Below are 19,746 nucleotides of genomic sequence, written 5' to 3'. Positions count from 1 at the left end.
CTGCCCCACCGCTGTTTCCCGCCCCGAGACTCACCAGGGAGGTCACTCGCGCATGGGACGTCACAGCTTGCCCGACGCTTCCGGGGCGGGCGCCACCGGCCCTCGGTCACGCGTGCGCCGCCGCACCGCGGCCGTCGCGACGGTCCTCGTGCTCACCGCCGTCGCGGCCGCGGCGCGCGGCGGGCTGCTCGACTTCGGCGCCTCCTGCGAGGACGAGGCGGTACGGCTGAATGTGGCCGCGTCTCCCGACATCGCCCCCGTGCTCCGGGCGGCGGCCGACCGGGTCCGCGAGGACGACATCGTCTCCGACGACCGCTGCGTCGACATCCGCGTGACCGGCCGGGCGTCGTACGAGGTCGCGGACGCGCTGCGCTCCGGCGAGGGGTCCGACCTCCAGGTGTGGGTGCCGGACTCCGACGTATGGGTACGGCACGTCACCGGAGAAGCCCGGTCCACGCGAGTGACGCCCATCGGCAACGTGGCCTCGTCCCCCGTCGGCGTCGCGGTGATTCCGTCCGCCGCGCGGACCCTGGACTGGCCCCGAGAGACATACACCTGGACCGAGCTGGCGGGCGCGGCCCTGGGGGACGGTCGGCTGCGGCTCGGCTCGGCCGACCCCGCGCGCAGCGCCACCGGGCTGCTCGCCCTTACCCGGCTGACCACCGCCGCAGCCAGGGCGAACGACGGCGACACGCAGGCGGCGGCCCTGGCGAAGGCACTCTCGCAGCGCACCGTCGACAGCGACGCCCAGGTCCTGGCCACCCTCCCGCGCGACGCCTCCGGCACCGAGCAGGGCAATCCGCAGCGCAACCAGGCGCTGTTCCTCTCCGAGCAGTCGGCATACACGTACAACGCCACGGCGGACGGCGGCGACCGGCTCGGCCTCTTCTACCCGAAGGACGGATCACCGCGGCTGGACTACCCGTACGCCCTGGTCGAGCAGGCGGGGCTGACCACGGACGAGCGCAGCGCCGCCCTGCGGTTCATGACCCTGCTGGCCGACGGCGACAGCCGCGAGATACTGGCCCGGCACGGCTTCCGCACGACCGGTGACCACGCCGCCCCCGGCCTCGTCACCCAGGCCGGCGGTCGCGCCCCGCAGCCGTACCGGGCGGACCCCGCCGAACCGGCCGCGGCGAGGGATCTCCAGGAGGCGCTCGGCATGTGGACGGTCACCGTGCAGAGCGCCCGTATCACCACCGTCGTCGACTCCTCCGGGTCGATGGCTCAGCCGGTGCCGGGCACCGACCGGTCCCGTATGGACGTCACCAAGGCCGCCCTGCTCCAGGCCCTCGCCACCTTCACCCCCGACGACGAGATCGGCCTGTGGGACTTCGCCACGAAGCTCGACGGCGACCGCGACCACCGCGTCCTCGTGCCCACCGAACGGCTCGGCACCGGCTCGGGCGACGGCACCCAGCGGAACCGCCTGTCGGCCGCGTTCAACGACCTGGAGCCGGTGCCGGACGGTGAGACCGGCCTGTACGACACCACGCTGGCCGCGTACGAGGCGGCTGTCTCCTCGTACGCGGCGAGCAGGTTCAACGCGCTGGTCCTCCTCACCGACGGTGTGAACCAGGACCCGGGAAGCATCTCCCTCTCCGCCCTCGTCACCGAACTGCGGCAGACCACCGACCCGGACCGCCCGGTGCCCCTGATCGCGATCGCCGTGGGCCCGGAGGCCGACCGTGCCGAGCTCGACGAGATCGCCACGGCCACCGGCGGCTCGGCCCACCAGGTCACCGCCCCGTCCCAGATCCACTCCGTGATCCTCAAGGCCATCACGGCAGCAGGCACGCGACACTGACCCCTCACCCCAGCAGCCCTCACCCCAACGGCACCGGCTCGGGCAACCCCACCGGCCACATGTGCACCGGCTCCCCGGCGTGCATCAGCTCGCAGTACCGCCGCGTGGTCGCGGCCAGCGCGGCATCCCGGTCCAGCCCTTTCGCCAGGGCCCGATGGAACGTTTCGACCTGCCAGGACGCCCCGTTGACCCGACGCCGGCACCGCTCCTCGATCACACCGAGGTAGAAGTCCCGGTCGGCCGGCTCCACGCCCCACGCCTCCAGCCCGGCCTCGGCGAGCGGCAGCAGCTCGTCGCGTACGAGGTGCACCGCGTCCACCTGTGTGGTTCCGCCGTAGCGGCCGCGCCGGGGCCACTCCAGGCGGGCCTCGATGCCATGGCGGCAGGCGGTCTCGAAGTTGGCGGCGGCGGTCTCGAACGGCAGCCGGTTCCACACGGGCCGCGCCTCCTCGGCGAGGGCGCGGACGACTCCGTAGTAGAAGGCCGCGTTGGCGATGACGTCGGTGACGGTGGGGCCCGCGGGCAGCAGGCGGTTCTCGACCCGCAGGTGCGGTACACCGTCGGCGATGCCGTACACGGGCCGGTTCCAGCGGTACACCGTGCCGTTGTGCAGCACGAGTTCGGCGAGCTTGGGGATGCCGCCCTCATCGAGCACGCGCAGCGGTTCCTCGTCGTCGCAGATGGGCAGCAGGGCCGGGAAGTAGCGCAGGTTCTCCTCGAAGAGGTCGTACGCCGAGGTGATCCACCGCTCCCCGAACCAGGTGCGCGGCCGTACTCCCTGCGCCTGGAGCTCGGGCGGCCGGGTGTCGATGGACTGCAGGAACAGCGGAACCCGCGACTCCCGCCACAGCTCGTGCCCGAAGAGGAACGGCGAGTTGGCCCCGACGGCGACCTGCGCGGCGGCCACCGCCTGCGCTGCGTTCCACACGTCGGCGAACCGGCTCGGGGTGACCTGAAGGTGCAGCTGCACGGACGTACACGCGGCTTCGGGCGCGATCGACTTCGATGTGCACACCAGGCGCTCCACACCGTCGATGTCGAGCGCGAAGTCCTCCCCGCGGGCGGCCACGATCTGGTCGTTGAGCAAGGTGTAGCGCTCGGCGTCCGAAAGGTTCGCGGATACCAGGTCGTCGCGGCCGAGCGTCGGCAGAATGCCGATCATCACGATTCCCGCGTCGAGCTCACCCGCTTTTCGGTGGGCATATGCCAGAGAGGTGCGCAGCTCCTCGGAAAGCCGGTCGAATACCCTCCCGTCCAGCCGGTGTGGGGCTATGTTGACTTCCAGATTGAACATGGCGAGTTCTGTTTGGAAATCCCGGCTCGCAATCCGCTCGAGTACTTGCGCATTCATCATCCTCGGCAGACCGTCGGGCCCTGCGAGATTCAACTCGATCTCCAGACCCATCAGGTTCTTGGGCCGGTCGAACCGCTTCTCGTCCAGCAGTCGCGCCAGCCCCGTCAGGCACTGCCGGAGCTTGTCACGGTAGTGCTGGCGATCGGACAGGTCGAACGACCCCGCCACGACCTTCTCTCCCATCGAAGTGTCCCTCCTCGGATGGGCAGGCCGACGATCCGGCCGCTGCTGTCCCGGGCACGTGGGATGATGCCCAGGCAGAGCGACGGATAACGTCCCCACGCGGACCCGTCTACCGCTACGCTGGAAGCGACTTTCCGCCAGACACATTCCCGAGGCATGTAGCGGTAAGCGGTTTCACCATGTTGCGGGCTCGTGAAAAACACCGATCAGAACCGGCCGTCCGCTACGCACGAGTAATCCGAGGTCACCGGCGCGGGCCCCGCGGAAAAGCGGGATGAATGTCTCGATTCAGCGACCGAATGACGTCTTGCTCTTCATTCGGAGGATTGCTAGACGAAACACTGCCTGAACACGTGTCGTATAAACTTCCCGAAGAGGCAGAGAGTCGGCGCTCGCGGTCCCTGGTCCTGCCGTCAGGTGACGTACGGCATGCCCCACTCACGCACCGGACCCCAGCCCCCGTCTCTCTGACCCCGAGAGCTGACAGCGCCGTCCGCCCCCGCCCTCGCGCCACCCTGCCTGTCGAATGAGAGGCGACCCATCATGCCGTTGCATGTCCCCCTGGCTCCCGCGCCCGCCCTGCGCACCGTCCTCACGGCACTCGGTTCCCCCACCGCCGTCCGCGAGGCACCCACGCCCTCCCTGCGCACCACCCAGGGCCCCGCCACGCCCGAACTCCCGCTGCCCGTCCACGTCCTGGACCGGATCGCTCCCGAGGGTGCCTCCGCGACCAGGCTCGCCGGCTGGCGCTTCCTGATCCGCTGCGGCGACCGCGCCGTTGCCGCCGCCGAGACCCGGCTGACCCCCGACGGCTGGGCCTTCTCGCACTTCTTCGAAGGACCGTACGTCGCCGCCACCGAGCTCGCCCTGCGCCAGGCGGAGTCCATGAAGCAGCCGTACCAGGCACGCCTGCTGTCGGTGCCCGAGCTGTACATGCTCACGCTCTGGCTGCACGGCGACTGCACGGCCGACGGCGCCACCGGCCATCCCGCCGCCACCGACCTCCTGGTCCCGCTGGCCCCGGCCCCGCCCGGCATCGCGGCCCACCGCCCACACCGGGTCGCCGATCTGCTCCCGGTACTGACCCACCGGGTGACTCCGGCCCCGCTGCTGAGCTCACCGGCCTGAATCCGGGACCACCGCACCGCCCTTGCCCCGCTGCCGGAATACCGGTGGCGGGGTATCTCTTTCCCGCTGCCGATAGCAGCCCGCTCTTTTGGGCCTCATTACGCTCGTACGAGCCGGAAAAGGCCCGGCCCGTCCGGACTAGCCCTATCCGACCACGGCGAACCACCCGAAGGGACAGTGCAGTTGGGATGAACCGACCGCACGGGTGATGCGTCTTCAATCTGTGAGAAGCGATGCCGCCAAATCCCTGCGGATCGACGCCCGTGGGGCAACACTGGGACCGGACCGATTTATCACAACGGGGGCGACCATGAACGAGGCTTCACGCCACGGGCCGGACACCACAGCCATCTCACACATCACGCCAGAGCGAGAGATCCCCACCACCATGTGCCAGCACCAGCCGTCGTGCCCTTCCGCAGAATCAGCCGACCGGGACTTCGCGCGCCTCGTCGCGCACCACCCGGAGCAGGGATGGAGCCTGCTGTGCAACGGCGTTCTGCTCTTCGAGGACACCGGTGAGCTACTGCCAGACGGCCAGATCATCGACCCTCACCGCCCGCTGGGCACCGGCCAGGTGATGACGGCCGCCTGAGCCGCACAGACGCGCACCGCGCACAAGGCGGCCGCCTTCGACACAAGGCGACCGTCCGTACACAGGGGAACTGCCCGGACCACACCAGGGCAACCGCCCGGACATACGAGGGGCCGGCCGGAGACATACGCTCCGCACCGGCCCCGACGCGTGTCCAGGGGTGACTACTCCTCGTAAGCGTCGAGCGGCGGGCAGGAGCAGACCAGGTTCCGGTCCCCGAAGGCCTGGTCGATCCGGCGCACCGGCGGCCAGTACTTGTCGGCGGCCGAGACACCGTCCGGGAAGACGGCCTCCTCACGGCTGTACCCGTACTTCCACTCCCCACCGACCGAGGCGGCGGTGTGCGGGGCGTTCCGCAGCGGGTTGTCGTCCGCGGGCCACTCGCCCGAGCCGACCTTCTCGACCTCCGCCCGGATCGCGATCATCGCCTCGCAGAACCGGTCCAGCTCGGCCAGGTCCTCCGACTCGGTCGGCTCGATCATCAGCGTCCCGGCCACCGGGAACGACATCGTCGGCGCGTGGAAGCCGTAGTCGATCAGCCGCTTGGCGATGTCGTCCACGGTCACCCCGGTCGCCTTGGTCAGCGGCCGCAGATCGATGATGCACTCGTGCGCGACGAGCCCACCGGGGCCGGTGTACAGCACCGGGTAGTGCGGCTCCAGACGCTTGGCGATGTAGTTGGCGCTCAGGACCGCCACCTGCGCGGCCCGCTTGAGCCCCTCACCGCCCATGAGCCGGACGTACGCCCACGAGATGGGCAGGATGCCCGCCGAACCCCACGGCGCCGCCGAGATCGGGCCCACACCCGTCTCCGGGCCGGCCGCGGGCTGCAGCGGGTGATTCGGCAGATACGGCGCCAGGTGCGCGCGTACACCGACAGGGCCGACTCCCGGACCGCCGCCGCCGTGCGGGATGCAGAACGTCTTGTGCAGGTTCAGGTGCGAGACGTCACCGCCGAAGTGGCCCGGCTTGGCAAGCCCCACCAGCGCGTTGAGGTTGGCGCCGTCCACGTACACCTGGCCGCCCGCCTCGTGCACCTGGGCACAGATCTCGGCGACGTGCTCCTCGAACACACCGTGCGTCGAGGGGTACGTGATCATCAGCACCGCCAGTTCGTCGCGGTACCGCTCGATCTTCGCCCGCAGGTCCTCGACGTCGATCTCGCCGTCCTCGGCGGTCTTCACGACGACGACCTTCATGCCCGCCATGACGGCACTGGCGGCGTTCGTACCGTGCGCGGAGGACGGGATCAGGCACACCGTGCGCTGCTCGTCACCGTTGGCCCGGTGATACCCGCGAACGGCGAGCAGACCGGCCAGTTCTCCCTGGGAGCCCGCGTTCGGCTGGAGCGAGACCTTGTCGTACCCGGTGACCTCGGCGAGACGTTCCTCCAGCTCCCGGATGAGCGTGAGGTAGCCCCCGGCCTGCTCGGCGGGCGCGAAGGGGTGCAACTGCCCGAACTCGGGCCAGGTGACCGGCTCCATCTCCGTGGTCGCGTTGAGCTTCATCGTGCAGGAGCCCAGCGGGATCATGCCGCGGTCGAGCGCGTAGTCCCGGTCGGCGAGCCTGCGCAGGTAGCGCAGCATCGCGGTCTCGGAGCGGTGCTGGTGGAAGACCGGGTGCGTGAGGTACTCGTCGGTGCGCAGCAGCGCGTCCGGCAACGCCTCCTCGGTGGCCGCGTCGAGCGCCTCGACGTCGCCCTCCACCCCGAACGCGGTCCATACGGCGCCCACCTGGGCCCGCTTGGTCGTCTCGTCGCAGGCGATCGACACGGTGTCGGCGTCCACGCGCCACAGGTTGACCCCGTGCTCCCGCGCGGCCGCGACGACCGCGTCCGCCTTGCCCGGTACCCGCGCGGTGACCGTGTCGAAGAAGGCGCCGTGCACGACCTCGACCCCGCCCGCGGTGAGCCCCGCGGCGAGGATCGTGGCGTACCGGTGGGTGCGCCGGGCGATGATCCTCAGGCCCTCGGGCCCGTGGTACACGGCGTACGTGCCGGCCATCACGGCGAGCAGCACCTGCGCCGTACAGATGTTGCTGGTCGCCTTCTCGCGGCGGATGTGCTGCTCCCGCGTCTGCAGGGCGAGCCGGTACGCCTTGTGTCCGTCCGCGTCGACGGAGACGCCCACGAGCCGCCCGGGCAGGCTGCGCGCGAACTTCTCGTGCACGGCCATGTACCCGGCGTGCGGCCCGCCGAAGCCCATCGGCACACCGAAGCGCTGGGTCGTACCGACGGCGATGTCGGCGCCCAGCTCACCGGGCGAGGTGAGCAGCGTGAGGGCAAGCAGATCGGCGGCGACGGTGACGAGCGCGCCGAGTTCGTGCGCCTGGTCGATGACGGGCTTGATGGCGCGTACGGCACCGGAGGCTCCCGGGTACTGAATCAGTACGCCGTTGATCTCGCGCCCGGCGATCTCGGCGGGGATGCCCTCACTGAGATCGGCGACGACGACCTCGACGCCGGTCGGCTCGGCGCGGGCCTCGATCACGGCGATGGTCTGCGGCAGCGCGTCCGCGTCGACCAGGAAGAGACCCTTCTTGTTCTTGCCCATGCGCCGGGACAGTGCCATGGCCTCCGCGGCCGCCGTGCCCTCGTCGAGCAGGGAGGCACCGGAGGTGGGCAGACCGGTCAGGTCGGCGACCATGGTCTGGAAGTTCAGCAGGGCTTCGAGCCGCCCCTGCGAGATCTCGGGCTGATACGGCGTGTAGGCGGTGTACCAGGCCGGGTTCTCCATGACATTGCGCAGGATGACGGGCGGGGTGAACGTCCCGTAGTACCCGAGCCCGATCATGGAGTCGAGGACCTGATTGCGATCGGCGAGGGAGCGCAGCTCTTCCAGCACCTCGGCCTCGGTGCGTGCGCCCGGCAGCTTCAGGGCCTCGGCGTTCTTGATCACATCCGGGACCGCGGCGGCCGTCAGCTCGTCGAGGGAGCCGTACCCGACCTGCGCCAGCATCTTGGCCCGGTCCTCGTGGTCGGGTCCGATGTGACGCCGCTCGAAGGGGGTTCCCTGTTCGAGCTCGGAGAGCGGAATGCGATGGGCGGTCATTTGCGGAGGCCTCCTGGTCTGACACGACCTTCGAGGGGCACCACGGCACGGGTGCCCCGACGGCCTCCCCCTCTGTCATCTCAACCTGAGAGCTTCACCGGACCGCCCGAGGACGCTCCGGCTTGCACCGTCGGTGAGAGCGGAAGCCGTCGACACCCGCCCTGCTTTCCAGAGTGACCTCGTCCGTGCGGTACGTGGGCCTGAGAGATTCCGGGGAGGATTTGCTCCTTCGGCGCCTCCGATGGTGTCTGGAGGACTCTCCCGCACGGGGTCAGCAGCCGCTGCCAGACTACCAGCGAGGTCAACGCACGGGCTTTCGAGTGGCCGCCTTCCTCAATGTGCCTTTTCGTAGTGCTTAAGGATGAGCTGCAACCCTTGGTGCGACCACTTGGAGGGCCCATGCAGACCGACATCGATCCGCGCAATCTGATCGGCCGCAAGGCGTTCGACCGTAAGGGCACCAAGATCGGCACGGTCGACGAGGTCTACCTCGACGACGCGACCGGCATCCCCGAGTGGGCGGCGATACGCACGGGCCTCTTCGGCCGCGACGCCTTCGTCCCCCTGGAGCCCAGCGAATTCGTCGGCGGCGCCCTCCGCGTCCCCTACGACCGCGCCCTCATCAAGGACGCCCCCGACTTCGGCGTGGGCCGCCACCTCTCCCCGGAGCAAGAGCTCCAGCTCTACCACCACTACGGCCTCGACGTGGCCCCACCCCCACCGCCCGACTGGGACTTCGGACAAGTGGCAGGCCAGGACGAACCCTGACCGACGGCACCAGCACCCGCCCGGCCTTGCCACCCGCCAACTCACCCTGGCCCCCACCAGCCTCCGGACACGCAGCGGCAACGGCTCCGCCCGCTGCGATCACGAGTCGTCCACCCCAAACACGCTCACGCGCCCCGGCCCGCCCGCCTGATACCTCGGCCCCGCCCTGCTCCACCCTGGACGGATCAGCCACGTACTCGTCCCGGCAGGACACAGCCCAGCCACTACCCCTCTCCCCGCCCTCTCGCGCACCCGTCCCCACCCCACCCCGCCTCGGCAGAAGGCACAAACCACGCGCCGTCGGCGCGGCCACCGGCCCCGCATCGCCAAGGCCCACCCACGGCTCACCCACGCCCCAACCGCACCCCGGCGCCAGTCCCCCGCCCCGGCCGCACCCTCACCCCGGCGCCCTCATCTCCAACCCGCCCTCCACCGCGGTCCCAGCCTCCGGCCCCATCGGCACCCCAGGTAACAAGGGCAACGGCTCCGCGGGCTCCAACTCCGGATCGTCCACCCGGAACGTACGCACGCGCCCAGGCTCGGACCCAGGCGTCTCGAACCGCACCGTGACCCGCCCGAGCCCGCTGCCCTGCACCCACCCGTGCCCGTACTCGGTGTGCCGAACGTCGTGCCCCGCGGGCCAGCGCCGCTCGACGGGCGTCGCGCTCTCCTCCGGAGCGGGCGCCTCCACCGCTTCCTCCTCCGCGAGGTCCAGCTCCCCCGCCGCCTGAGCGAACAGGTCCTCCTGCGTGTAGTCGGCGAGCCCACTGACGCCCACCCCGAGCAGCCGTACGCCACCGGTCGTGTCCACGGACTCCAGCAGCCGCGCGGCGGCCTCCCGCACCACGGCGGGGTCGTCCGTGGGCCCCCGCAGCGTCTCGGACCGGGTCAGCGTGGAGAAGTCGTACCGCCGCACCTTCAGCACGATGGTCCGCCCCGACAGCCGCGCACCACGCAGCCGCCGCACACACCGGTCGGAGAGCCGCTGCACCTCCATGCGGACCCGTACGCGGTCGTGGATGTCCACGTCGTACGTGTCCTCCACCGACACCGACTTCGTGTCCCGCTCGGCCACCACGGGTCGCTCGTCGTGCGCCAGGGCCATGGCGTACAACCCGTGTCCATGGGCCTTCCCCACCAGCCGTACCAGCTCCTCCTCACCGGCCTCGACGATCTCCTCGACCGTGGTGATCCCGGCCCGCCGCAGATGGTCCCCGGTCGCGGGCCCCACGCCGGGCAGGATGCGCACCGACTTCGGCCCGAGCAGCGCCCGCTCGGTCCCGGGCTCGATGAGCACGAGTCCGTCGGGTTTGGCCTGCTCGGAGGCGATCTTCGCGAGCATCTTGGACGCGGCGAGCCCCACGGACCCGGTCAGCCCTGTCACGGCCCGTATGTCCGCCCGAAGCTTCGCCCCGGCCAGCCGCGCCGACTCCTCGTCCCAGGCCGCTCCCCCGGCCTCCAGATCGACGAACGCCTCGTCCAGGCTCAGCGGCTCCACCAGCGGCGACAACCCGCGCAAGAGCCCCATGACCTGCTCGCTGATCGCCCGGTAGAACCCGAACCTCGGCACGAGATACGCGGCGTTCGGCGCCAGCCGTCGCGCCTGCGCCATGGGCATCGCCGAGTGCACCCCGAACACCCGCGCCTCGTACGAGGCCGTGGCCACCACCCCGCGTGGCCCGAGCCCGCCCACGATGACGGCCTTCCCGCGCAGGCTCGGCTTGGATGCCTGCTCCGCCGAGGCGAAGAAGGCATCCATGTCGAGATGCAGGATCGTGGGCGCGGTTCTCACATCTCCGATGCTGCCCTACGCCACTGACAATGCCCCGCTACGGCCGGCCACCAGCCCGACGCAAGCTCGGTCCCCGGTTCCCCCGCCCCGCCGACGCGGCCAGGACAGCGCCCTCAAACCGCCCGGTTGCGCCGCCGGGCCAGCTCATCCGCCGGATTGTGGGCGACCAGGGTTTCCCCCGTGTCGACCCGCTCGCCGTGCAGCTGCGAGAGAGCGCTCTCCACGTCCCGCCACACCACACCCACCGCGATACCGAAGATGCCCTGACCGCCCTGGAGCAGCGCGTGGACCTCATCGGGAGACGTGCACTCGTAGACGGTCGCACCGTCGCTCATCAGCGTCATGCGCTCCAGATCCCGGAAGCCTCGCTCCCTGAGGTGCTGGACTGCGGTCCGGATGTTCTGCAGGGACACCCCGGTGTCCAGAAACCGCTTGACGATCTTCAGAACGACGACGTCCCGAAAGCTGTAAAGGCGCTGCGTCCCCGACCCGTAGGCAGGCCGCACGCTCGGCTCGACGAGCCCGGTGCGGGCCCAGTAGTCGAGCTGCCGATAGGTGATGCCCGCGGCCGCGCACGCCGTGGGACCGCGGTAACCGATCTTCTCGTACGTCTCGGACGTCGCCCCTGCGCTGCCCGGCACTGCTGTCGGCCGCTGCGGGACGTGACCGGCCGCGCTGCCGTGAAGCGGGTACGGGCCGTTCTCCCCCGGACTGCGTCCGGGAGCACCCCCAGCCGTACCGTCGCCGCTGCTTCTCACGCCGACCTCCGTCCTCGACCTGCCCTCTCGACGGTAGGCAGTCACCAGGGGTGCGTCAACGATCGCCACACTCGGCACGCCGAGTGATAATCACCCAAGGAGTGGTTTCCCGTGCCCTTCCGCGGGGAAAGGCTAGCCGAATGCGCTGAGGCCGGACCGCACGACACCACACTGGCCGCTGGCATGTGCCCAGCGCGCGATCACAGCAAACCCCGCCGAACGCAGACCTCTGGGCCGGTCAGCCTCTGAACGCCGCCGCCCATGGCCCCGGGCTCACTGGCTGCTCGTCCCGAAGTCCTCGGGCGAGATCTGGTCGAGGAACTCGCGGAACTTCTCCACCTCGTCCTCCTGCTCGTCCGGGATGGCGATGCCCGCATCGTCGAGCACCCCTTCACTTCCGTAGATCGGTGTCCCGGTGCGCAGCGCCAGCGCTATGGCGTCGGACGGACGGGCGCTGACCTCGACCCCACTGGCGAACACCAGCTCCGCGTAGAAGACGCCCTCACGCAGATCGGTGATGCGCACTTCCGTGAGCTCCTGGCCGACGGCCTCCAGCACGTCCTTGAACAGGTCGTGGGTCAGCGGTCGGGCGGGGGCCATGCCCTGCTGTGCGAAGGCGATCGCCGTGGCCTCCCCCGGCCCGATCCAGATGGGGAGGTAACGGTCGCCTCCCACTTCACGCAGGAGCACGATCGGTTGGTTGGAGGGCATTTCGACCCGGACACCTACGACATCGAGCTCGTTCACACAGCAACCCTAGGCCGTACGCGGGACGTTTGGGTAGTCGGGCAGAGATTGCCCCGGTCGACCAGGGCTCCACTGGGGCATCCGCGCGCTGGCGTCAAGGCAGCCTTACGCCGAGCGCGGTCTGCACCAGCGCTGCGTGCAGCTTCACCGCGAGCCCCGCCAGCTCCTTCGTACGAGCCTCCGCGTGCGCCCTGGTCTGCGGATTGCGGTGGCGGCGCAGCGGGGCCACAACCTGGTCCACGAGCCCTGCCTCACGGTCCGCGGCGGCCTTCATCACTCGCAGATGCCGTGGTTCGATCCCGAACCGCCCCAGTTCGACGACGAGCGCGGCGACGGTGACCGCCTCGGAGTCGTACACCCCGTCCGTCAGCGGAGTGATGAGCCCGTACGACTCCCACTCCACGAGCTGCTCCTCCTCGATCCCGGCGGCGGCGAGCAGCTCGGCGCGCCCGATCCGGGCCACGGTCGGCTCCTCGGAACCGCCGAACAGCTCGTCGAGCCCCTCCCCGTCCCCCGGGTCCCGCTGACGCCCCAGAGTGGGAAGCCGTACCGCCTCACCGCGCTCCATCGCCTCCAGGTGCTCGCGGATCACCTTGAGCGGCAGATAGTGGTCCCGCTGCATCCTCAGGACGTGGCCGAGGCGCTCGACATCCTCGGCGCTGAACTTGCGATACCCCGAGGGGGTGCGCTGCGGCTCGATGAGGCCCTCGGACTCCAGGAAGCGAATCTTGGAGATCGTGACCTCGGGGAACTCCTCGCGCAATGTGTTCAGCACCGTGCCGATGCTCATCAGCCCGCTGTCCGTGGCGGCGGCACCGTTCCCGGTACCGCCGCTCGGTGTTTGAAGCATGGACCTTCCTGGGGGTCCCCCCGGACGGAGTCCGGAGGAGGGTCAGATGCCCCGCTGGCTCGCGTAGAAGACCAGCCGGTACTTGCCGATCTGCACCTCGTCGCCGTTCGACAGCGCGACCTCGTCGATCCGCTCCCGGTTGACGTACGTGCCGTTCAGACTGCCCACGTCGGCCACCGTGAACGAGCCGTCCGGACCGCGGCGGAACTCCACATGGCGGCGCGACACCGTCACGTCGTCCAGGAAGATGTCGCTCTGCGGGTGACGACCGGCCGTGGTCAGATCGCCGTCCAGGAGGAAGCGGCTGCCCGAGTTGGGGCCCCGGCGTACCACCAGGAGCGCCGAGCCGAGCGGCAGCGCGTCGACGGCAGCCTGCGCCTCGGGCGACAGCGACGGGATCGCCGTCTGTCCGGTGACCTCGGAGTCGTAGGCCTCCAGGCCGGAGATCGAGATCGTGGAGGTCGTCTCGGAGGGACGCTCCGCGGCCGCCCCGGCTCGCAGCGGCGCACCGCAATTGGAGCAGAAGCGGCTGTTCTCCGCGTTGCGGTTACCGCACCTCGTACACACCAGGGCCGACATGGACGGATCCTCCTGCCGCGGCTGCCCCGCCGGGGCATTGGACGCGTACGGGTCGGAGGCGAACCCTCCACCCGCACCTGAGGTTGACGGTTGCCCGAAACCTATGCGGCCGGACTGGGCAGGGTCAACAGACGGCGCGCCCTGACCTCCGGAAATGTCGCCACCCTGACCAGCGACCTCGTCCCGGAACAGGGGGCGCTCGCCGCCCTGATCCTCCACGTCTCCAGGCTGCGCGCGATGGCGAGCGGTAGCGTTCTCGCTGTCCTCTCGCGCGCTCTTGCCGAACAACTTCGCAAACAACTTCACGGGCGATTCCCCTTGACCGAAACAGACCCGCCCGTGGGGCAGGACGAACCCTGATTGAACTCACCGGTCGACCCGGACATCCTCACAACGTCCGTATCCACCTGACAGTTTCCACCACGCACCACCCAATCGGTGCGCCGACCCCCCGCAACCTCATGCCCTCGCCCGACGGCCCCTATGCACCTGCGGTTCACTGGGAGGACGACCGAGCGTAGTCAGGCCGCTTCGCCGCTCGCAAGGCGTCCACAACGATCTTGTCCGCCTGCTCCACGGTCACGGTGGCCTGCTCCTTCTCCAGCATCTGCACCACACCCCCGGGGATGTTCAGCGCGGGCTCGAGGTCCTGCGGCTTGCCGATAACCTTGAAACGATAGGGTTGGGTGATCTTGTTCCCGTCGACGCTGATGCCACTGCCGGAGTCCGTCAGATAGGTGTCGGCGACAACCCGTACGCCATTCACCTGGATCGCCTCCGCGCCGGCCGCGCGCAGCTCCTGGATCGCGTCGAGCAGCATGTCCGCCTCGACCGTTCCCTTCGTGTCGTTGATCGTCAGCGTGATGCCGGGTCCCTGCGCCGCCACCGTGCCCGCCAGTATGCCGAGTTGCCTTTCCTTCTCGACCGTCTGCCTGCGAGCCTCCGCCGCCTGGTCGGAGCTGTTCTCCAGCTCCGTGCGCTGGTCCTCGAGACCCTGCTTCTCCTCCTCCAGACGCTGAGTACGGTCATCCAGTTCATCAAGGATGCGTACGAGATCTTCTTGCCGCGCACCGCGCAGGGCGCTGCTCTCGCTGTTGGAGGCCACCTGCACCGCCAGGCCGAAGCCCAGGCCGAACAGCAGCAGGGCGACGATGAGCTGGGCTCGCGTGACGCGCAGCGGCCACAGCCCCTTGACCAGCCGCTGGCGTCCGGTGAGGGCGGGCTCCGGCTCGGCCTCCTCGGCCTCCTCCTGCTCCTCGACGGGCGCGACGGGCACCTCTTCGGGCAGTTCCTTGCGCAGGCTGTTCGCCGGTTCCTCGGCCTGGCCGGTCTTCTGCTCGTCGCTGGTCTTCTGCTCGTCCTGGCTCTTCATCGGCCTCACGCCCGGAACACGTGCCGGCGGATCGCCGCGGCGTTGGAGAAGATGCGAATGCCGAGGACGACCACCACACCCGTGGACAGCTGGGCGCCGACACCCAGCTTGTCTCCGAGGAATACGATCAGCGCGGCCACGACGACGTTCGACAGGAACGACACCACGAAGACCTTGTCGTCGAAGATGCCGTCGAGCATCGCGCGCAGGCCTCCGAACACGGCGTCGAGCGCCGCCACGACGGCGATCGGGAGATACGGCTCGACCACCGCCGGTACCTCGGGCCGGACCAACAGGCCGGCCACGACTCCCACGACGAGGCCCAGTACGGCGATCACGATGTGCCCTTCTCTGTGCTCGGTTGTGCAGTTCGTACGGTCACACTCGGTGCTGCGGGCAGCCGGAGGTCGTCCTCCGCGGAGATGGCGGTCCGGATCCCGAAGTTCTCCTGCAACGCGTGCAGGTAGAGCCCGTCGGCGCTGTCCTGGAACCTGGTGCTGAGCCGCTGCCCGTCCCCCACCGCGAGCACCGTGTACGGCGGTACCAGCGGCTTGTTGTCGACCAGTATCGCGTCGCCGGCGGCCCGGATCGCGGACAGCGCCGTCAGCCGCTGCCCGTTGATCGAGACGGCCTCGGCGCCCGACTCCCACAGGCCGTTGACGACCCGCTGCATGTCCCGGTCACGTACGCGTCCGGTGTCGGAGAACCCGGAGGTCCCGCGCGGATCGCCGTCACCGCCCTGGCTGGAGTCCTTCGAGTCGTTCACGACGAGCTTCAGACCGGGGCCGTGCACTTCGACGGCGCCGGACAGAATGCCGACCAGCTCGCCCTGCTCGCTACCGCCGTCGTCCTTCAGCGCCTCCCGCTGGCGCGCGCTCACATCGTCGCGCAGCTCGTCGACCTCGCTCTCGAGCTCGTCCGCGGCCGACGTCTCGCGCTCGATGCGGTCGATGAGCTCCTCGCGCTCCTTGGCCAGGGCGGGAGCCGCTATGCGTGCCTGTGCCGCGCCCACGGTCACCACAAGGGCCGCGAGCACCAGCCCGGCGGCGAGCCCCAGCTTCGCCCTGACCGTCTTCGGCATGCCCCCGGTGCCTTGTGCCTTCTTCCGGGCGGCGGCCTCGGCGTATCCCTCGTCGAGGCTGTGGTCCATGACGTTGGTGAGCAGCGACATGGAGGCGTCCGGGCGCGGGGGGCGCGTGGGGGTGCTCCGAACGGGGGGCTGCTGCGGCATGCCGCACATCGTCGCACGTCGCGACCACTACCTCCGAATGGCCCCACCGGCGTGCCGGACAGGCCCCGTTGGGGGCACTTGTCCGGCACGCGCGCGTGTTGCGTCCTTCAGCGGCCGGCGCTGTCCACGACCGCCGACCACTCGTCGAGCAGGGCCTGCGCGGACGCGTCGTCGGGCCCCTCGGCCCACAGATGCGTCACGGCCTCGGCCGGGTCCGGCAGCACCATGACCCACCGCCCGTCGGTCTCGACGACCCGTACACCGTCGGTTGTGTCGACAAAGCGATCGTCGGCCGCCTCCACGACTCGCCGCATCACGAGTCCCTTGACGGCCCAGGGAGTGGCCAGATCCCGCTTGAGGACGTGAGCCCGCGGAATCCGCGCATCGATCTGGCTGAGAGTGAGCTGCGTCCGCGCCACCAGCCCGATCAGCCGTACGAAGGCCGCCGTACCGTCGAAGACGCTGCTGAACTCCGGGACGATGAACCCGCCCTTGCCGTCACCCCCGAAGATGGTCGTGTCGTCGCGCCCCACCCTGGTCAGGTCGTCGGGCGAGGTGGTCGTCCACTCGACCTGCGTGCCGTGGTACGCCGCGACCTGCTCGGCGATCCTGGTGGTGGTCACGGGCAACGCGACCCGCCCACTGCGCCGCTCGGCGGCCACCAGGTCGAGCATGACGAGCAGCGCCCGGTCGTCCTCGACGATGCGCCCCTTCTCGTCGACGAGCGACAGCCGCTCACCGACCGGGTCGAATCGCACCCCGAACGCCGCCCGCGAGGACGCCACGATCTCCCCGAGCCGCACCAGCCCCGACCGGCGCATGTCCGCGGTCTCCGTGGGACGGGACTCGTCGAGGCCGGGGTTGATGGTCAGCGAGTCGACCCCGAGCTTGCCGAGCAGGCTGGGCAGAACGAGTCCGGCACTGCCGTTGGACGCATCCACGACAACCTTGAGCCCTGACTCCGTGATCCCCGCCGTGTCGACATTCCGCAGCAGCGACCCGGTGTACGAGTCGAAGACGCTGGCCGGGAAGTGCAGGTCCCCGATCTCCCCCGGGAACGCCCGGCGGTACTCCTGCCGCGCGAACACCCGGTCCAGCTTCCGCTGGCTCCCCTGCGAGAGATCCGCACCGCGTCCGTCGAAGAACATGATGTCGACGGAATCCGGCACCCCGGGCGTGGTCCGGATCATGATCCCGCCGGCACTCCCTCGCGCGGTCTGCTGCCGCGCGACGGGCAGCGGTACGTTCTCCAGATCTCGTACGTCGATGGCGCTGGCCTGAAGCGCCGAAATGACCGCACGCTTCAGCGCACGGGCACCTCGGGAGTGATCACGGGCGGTGGTGACCGTGGACCCCTTCTTGAGCGTCGTCGCGTACGCCCCCGCAATTCGTACGGCCAGCTCTGGGGTGATCTCCACATTCAGGATCCCGGAGACCCCGCGGGCGCCGAAGAGATGCGCCTGCCCTCGTGACTCCCAGATCACCGAGGTGTTGACGAAGGCACCGGCCTCGATCGTCTTGAACGGATAGACGCGAACGTTCCCCTGAACGATCGATTCCTCCCCGACAAGACACTCGTCACCGATGACGGCACCGTCCTCGATCCGAGCGGCCCGCATGATGTCGGTGTTCTTCCCGACGACGCAGCCGCGCAGATTGCTGTGCTGCCCGATGTACACGTTGTCGTGGACCACGGCCTTGTGCAGAAAGGCCCCGCTCTTCACGACGACATTCGAGCCCACGACGGTGTGTTCACGGATTTCGACGCCGGCCTCGACCTTGGCGTAGTCCCCGACGTACAGCGGTCCGCGCAATACGGCATCAGGATGCACCTCGGCACCCTCGGCGATCCAGACTCCGGGGGAGAGCTCGAACCCGTCGATCTCGACGTCGACCTTGCCCTCCAGGACGTCGGCCTGCGCCTTCACATAGCTCTCGTGGGTGCCGACGTCCTCCCAGTACCCCTCGGCGACATAGCCATAGACCGGCTTGCCCTCCTTCATCAACTGCGGGAAGACATCGCCGGACCAGTCGACGGGAACATCGGCCTCGACGTAGTCGAAGACCTCGGGCTCCATGACGTAGATGCCCGTGTTCACCGTGTCCGAGAAGACCTGCCCCCAGGTCGGCTTCTCCAGGAAACGCTCGACCCGGCCTTCTTCGTCCACAATGGTGATGCCGAATTCCAGAGGGTTCGGGACACGCGTCAGACAGACGGTGACCAGGGCACCCTTTTCCTTGTGGAAATTGATGAGTTCGGTGAGGTCGAAGTCGGTCAGGGCATCGCCGGAGATGACGAGGAACGCGTCGTCCTTCAGCGCTTCCTCGGCGTTCTTGACGCTCCCGGCGGTACCGAGTGGCTTCTCCTCATTGGCATAGGTGAGCTCCATCCCGAGCTCTTCGCCGTCGCCGAAGTAGTTCTTCACGAGCGAGGCCAAGAACTGGACAGTTACAACGGTCTCGTTGAGCCCATGCCTTTTGAGCAGCCGCAGCACATGCTCCATGATGGGGCGGTTGGCCACAGGCAGGAGCGGCTTGGGCATGCTCGAGGTCATGGGGCGAAGGCGTGTGCCTTCACCTCCGGCCATCACGACGGCCTTCATGTCGGAAGCGTCCTCCTTGAAGAGACGACGGTCTAGCCGACTTCACCCGTCCAGATTGTCCCGCACATTACCGACGCGGGCCATCGAGCCACTACGGCCGCCCAATCCGGGCGAGCTCAATCGGCCATGGCGTCCGCACGAACCAGGCGGCGGACTTGTACCACGTAGAGGACTCCTGCCCACCAGTACAGCGTTGTACCCCATCCGGCGAACGCCCATCCGAAAATAGCAGCGAGTGACGAGATCCATCCACTACCGTCACTGAGCAGCAGCAACGGGAAGGCATACATCAAGTTGAAGGTAGCCGCCTTCCCAAGGAAGTTCACCTGGGGCGGCGGATAGCCATGACGTCTGAGGACGCCCACCATCACCAGGAGAACCAGTTCTCGCGCCATCAGTACAACGGTCAACCAGAGGGGCAGAATCTCGCGCCAGGTGAGGCCGACCAAAGTCGACACAATGTACAGCCGGTCCGCCGCAGGATCGAGGAGCCGGCCAAGACTGCTGACCTGGTTCCAACGCCGGGCAAGCTTGCCGTCCAGATAGTCACTGATACCGCTCAGGGCCAGCACCAGAAGCGCCCAGCCATCGGCCTTGGGCCCTCCGAACTCCGGCCAGAGGATCAGCCACAGGAAGACGGGCACACCTACCAGTCGCGCCATGCTGAGGATGTTCGGGATGGTGAGGACCCGATCCGTCTGGACGCGGGTCTCCTGGACCTCCACCCGGGGGCCTCCTGTGGGAAATGAGCCAATGATGCCCCCTGACCTTACCTCAACGCAAAAAAGCTCTGGCTCTTGGGCAAGCTGCCCAAGAGCCAGAGCTCTAAAGGTAGTTCGGCGGTGTCCTACTCTCCCACAGGGTCCCCCCTGCAGTACCATCGGCGCTGTAAGGCTTAGCTTCCGGGTTCGGAATGTAACCGGGCGTTT

At 69.1% G+C, this 19,746-nt stretch carries 17 protein-coding genes, 1 rRNA gene and 1 riboswitch; of the genes, 5 read left to right on the top strand and 13 right to left on the bottom strand.

Annotated elements, in window-relative coordinates; all coding sequences use genetic code 11:
* Positions 1-52 precede the first annotated feature (52 nt).
* A complete protein-coding gene (locus ACWD3C_RS39610) occupies positions 53-1,807 on the top strand; it encodes a substrate-binding and VWA domain-containing protein (protein WP_451152020.1) in 1,755 nt (584 codons plus the stop codon).
* A gap of 19 nt (positions 1,808-1,826) precedes the next feature.
* Here the strand turns inward: ACWD3C_RS39610 and ACWD3C_RS39605 are convergent, their stop codons facing one another.
* Positions 1,827-3,344, bottom strand: coding sequence for a glutamate--cysteine ligase (locus ACWD3C_RS39605; RefSeq protein ID WP_451152018.1), 1,518 nt, complete (start codon positions 3,342-3,344; stop codon positions 1,827-1,829).
* A gap of 543 nt (positions 3,345-3,887) precedes the next feature.
* Between ACWD3C_RS39605 and ACWD3C_RS39600 the strand changes: the two genes are divergently transcribed.
* Both ACWD3C_RS39600 and ACWD3C_RS39595 read left to right on the top strand, forming a co-directional pair.
* Positions 3,888-4,472 (top strand): hypothetical protein, encoded by a 585-nt coding sequence (locus ACWD3C_RS39600; protein WP_451152012.1) that lies wholly within the window; start codon positions 3,888-3,890, stop codon positions 4,470-4,472.
* 388 nt (positions 4,473-4,860) lie between these two features.
* The gene (locus tag ACWD3C_RS39595; protein ID WP_451152072.1) at positions 4,861-5,067 is read left to right on the top strand and encodes a DUF5999 family protein; all 207 of its coding nucleotides are present in this window, start codon (positions 4,861-4,863) and stop codon (positions 5,065-5,067) included.
* A gap of 164 nt (positions 5,068-5,231) precedes the next feature.
* Here the strand turns inward: ACWD3C_RS39595 and gcvP are convergent, their stop codons facing one another.
* Positions 5,232-8,117, bottom strand: a complete 2,886-nt coding sequence (gcvP, locus tag ACWD3C_RS39590) for an aminomethyl-transferring glycine dehydrogenase (protein WP_451152007.1) — start codon at positions 8,115-8,117, stop codon at positions 5,232-5,234.
* Positions 8,118-8,295: 178 nt separating this feature from the next.
* Positions 8,296-8,391, bottom strand: a riboswitch (glycine riboswitch).
* A 125-nt stretch (positions 8,392-8,516) separates the two neighbouring features.
* Between gcvP and ACWD3C_RS39585 the strand changes: the two genes are divergently transcribed.
* A complete protein-coding gene (locus ACWD3C_RS39585; protein ID WP_451152005.1) occupies positions 8,517-8,885 on the top strand; it encodes a PRC-barrel domain-containing protein in 369 nt (122 codons plus the stop codon).
* Positions 8,886-9,282: 397 nt separating this feature from the next.
* On the opposite strand, the gene ACWD3C_RS39580 is transcribed toward ACWD3C_RS39585, so the two are convergent.
* The 5 genes from ACWD3C_RS39580 to ACWD3C_RS39560 all read right to left on the bottom strand — a co-directional run bounded on the left by ACWD3C_RS39580 (position 9,283) and on the right by ACWD3C_RS39560 (position 13,611).
* Positions 9,283-10,677 (bottom strand): DNA polymerase IV, encoded by a 1,395-nt coding sequence (locus tag ACWD3C_RS39580; protein ID WP_451152003.1) that lies wholly within the window; start codon positions 10,675-10,677, stop codon positions 9,283-9,285.
* Between the two features lie 113 nt (positions 10,678-10,790).
* Positions 10,791-11,435: a MerR family transcriptional regulator gene (locus ACWD3C_RS39575; protein ID WP_451152001.1), complete on the bottom strand. Its 645-nt coding sequence runs from the start codon at positions 11,433-11,435 to the stop codon at positions 10,791-10,793.
* A gap of 273 nt (positions 11,436-11,708) precedes the next feature.
* On the bottom strand, positions 11,709-12,182 hold the full coding sequence (locus ACWD3C_RS39570; RefSeq protein ID WP_360977554.1) for a bifunctional nuclease family protein: 474 nt from the start codon (positions 12,180-12,182) through the stop codon (positions 11,709-11,711).
* A gap of 94 nt (positions 12,183-12,276) precedes the next feature.
* Positions 12,277-13,032: a transcriptional regulator FtsR gene (gene ftsR, locus ACWD3C_RS39565; RefSeq protein ID WP_451151998.1), complete on the bottom strand. Its 756-nt coding sequence runs from the start codon at positions 13,030-13,032 to the stop codon at positions 12,277-12,279.
* Positions 13,033-13,074: 42 nt separating this feature from the next.
* The gene (locus ACWD3C_RS39560; RefSeq protein ID WP_451151996.1) at positions 13,075-13,611 is read right to left on the bottom strand and encodes an FHA domain-containing protein; all 537 of its coding nucleotides are present in this window, start codon (positions 13,609-13,611) and stop codon (positions 13,075-13,077) included.
* Between the two features lie 90 nt (positions 13,612-13,701).
* On the opposite strand from ACWD3C_RS39560, the gene ACWD3C_RS39555 reads away from it, so the two are divergent.
* Positions 13,702-13,971, top strand: coding sequence for a hypothetical protein (locus tag ACWD3C_RS39555; protein WP_451151994.1), 270 nt, complete (start codon positions 13,702-13,704; stop codon positions 13,969-13,971).
* A gap of 136 nt (positions 13,972-14,107) precedes the next feature.
* Here ACWD3C_RS39555 and ACWD3C_RS39550 read toward each other — a convergent pair whose 3' ends face one another.
* From ACWD3C_RS39550 to rrf, 6 genes are all read right to left on the bottom strand, one after another.
* Positions 14,108-14,983, bottom strand: a complete 876-nt coding sequence (locus tag ACWD3C_RS39550; protein WP_451151993.1) for a DUF881 domain-containing protein — start codon at positions 14,981-14,983, stop codon at positions 14,108-14,110.
* Positions 14,984-14,988: 5 nt separating this feature from the next.
* Positions 14,989-15,321, bottom strand: a complete 333-nt coding sequence (locus ACWD3C_RS39545) for a small basic family protein (RefSeq protein ID WP_003988855.1) — start codon at positions 15,319-15,321, stop codon at positions 14,989-14,991.
* Positions 15,318-16,223: a DUF881 domain-containing protein gene (locus tag ACWD3C_RS39540; RefSeq protein ID WP_451151992.1), complete on the bottom strand. Its 906-nt coding sequence runs from the start codon at positions 16,221-16,223 to the stop codon at positions 15,318-15,320. The genes ACWD3C_RS39545 and ACWD3C_RS39540 overlap by 4 nt, the downstream gene beginning before the upstream one ends.
* 98 nt (positions 16,224-16,321) lie before the next feature.
* Positions 16,322-18,817 (bottom strand): sugar phosphate nucleotidyltransferase, encoded by a 2,496-nt coding sequence (locus ACWD3C_RS39535; RefSeq protein WP_451151990.1) that lies wholly within the window; start codon positions 18,815-18,817, stop codon positions 16,322-16,324.
* 116 nt (positions 18,818-18,933) lie between these two features.
* The gene (locus ACWD3C_RS39530; RefSeq protein ID WP_451151988.1) at positions 18,934-19,542 is read right to left on the bottom strand and encodes a CDP-alcohol phosphatidyltransferase family protein; all 609 of its coding nucleotides are present in this window, start codon (positions 19,540-19,542) and stop codon (positions 18,934-18,936) included.
* A 109-nt stretch (positions 19,543-19,651) separates the two neighbouring features.
* Positions 19,652-19,746: ribosomal RNA gene (gene rrf, locus ACWD3C_RS39525) — 5S ribosomal RNA — on the bottom strand; the annotation flags it as partial.

It is taken from the genome of Streptomyces sp. NPDC002845 (genome assembly GCF_053591955.1).
This window is presented reverse-complemented; position numbering and strand designations above follow the sequence as displayed.